Annotated in this window: 1 protein-coding gene; it reads right to left on the bottom strand. The window is 48.0% G+C overall.

The features are described 5' to 3' along the window. Positions 1-4: 4 nt before the first annotated feature. On the bottom strand, positions 5-1,278 hold a 1,274-nt coding region (locus D6694_07990), incomplete at its 5' end, for an IS66 family transposase (GenBank protein ID RMH42395.1).

Genomic DNA, 1,278 nt, shown 5'->3' with positions numbered 1-1,278 from the left:
GTATTTACTCAGCAGTTACAGGGATGAAAGGTGTATCAGTCCACAGAGAGAGGAGAGCAGGTAAGAGTTCATGGTTCTGTTTGCGCAAAGTAGAGATATAACCGCGAATACGACAAAAGATATTTGCTCCGTTTTCAGTACGGAAACAACCGGAGATTTTTTGTTGCAGTTTACTCATTCGCAGGTCACGTTCAGCTAAATTGTTGTCAAAAGGAACGCGGAAATCGGTGACAAAGCGGAGGTAGGCTGCTTTATATTCGATCAAGCGGTCGAGCAAATTACGTGAAACCGATTGAGCTACTCGTCCCCGTTGTCCCGGTTGGCGTTGATTACGCGGAGTTTGTTGGGCAGCACGTTTAACAATCTGCTCGAACAAATAGAATATCCGCTTACGCTGGTCAACCGGCAACCGGGTCTGACCGGCCTCTTTGGCGTTTTTAACCAAAGCCCAGGCCGTCCGAAGCAAACGCATCAGTTGCCAACTCCAGCGTTGGTTGGGTTCAGTTTCATAAACAGCCTGCAATTCTCGTAATAAATGAGCGTTGCATAAGGCGTGTTCATAGTGATGAACAAAGTAGGACCGATACGCATCGTGCATCAAAATGCCATGATAATCGGGCAACGAACCATCGGCCTGATGCGCTTTTTGTCCTCGATGTTTGTTCCAGTAATAGTAGGTGTAGCTCAGATTGCTGAAAACGTGCATCCATTGGGTCTGTCCATCAATCCGAATGCCCGTTTCATCACCGTGTCCGACCGGAGAACCACGAATAGCCTCCTGAATGGCCTTTTCTATCGGTTCCAACGCTTCATACGCCTGTTCCAAAATGCGTTGCAGGGTGCCACCACCCGGCTGGTAACCTGTCAGAGTTTTCAGCAGTTCGCCGGTACGTTCATAAGGCAATAGTTGATAATTCAGCAAATAGAGACAAAATGCTTTGAAACGACGACCATATTGCACATTCCCGGTGATATGAGCCGGATATTGTCCCTGATTGCGATGACCACAACACGGACACAACTTTTCCAGTCGTTGATGCTCAATGACTTCCACCGGCTTTTGGGGCAGTTCAATCTCTTGTCGCCGAGACAAAACTGCACCTTCAACATCAACCAGACTTTCACCACAGTCTTGACAATAATCCACACCATGCCGGATGATTTTGTCAGGGTTGTCACTAAACCTGAGCGTTTTACCAGCTTGTCCTGTTTGACCGCCTGTCTGACGCTTCGATTTTGTCTGCTTGCGTGGTGGCCTTCTTAGCCCCTCACTTGAGG

Source organism: Gammaproteobacteria bacterium, from assembly GCA_003696665.1.
Lineage (GTDB): Bacteria > Pseudomonadota > Gammaproteobacteria > Enterobacterales.
The sequence above is the reverse complement of the archived record's forward strand: the minus strand, read 5'-3'. Positions and strand labels throughout refer to the sequence as shown.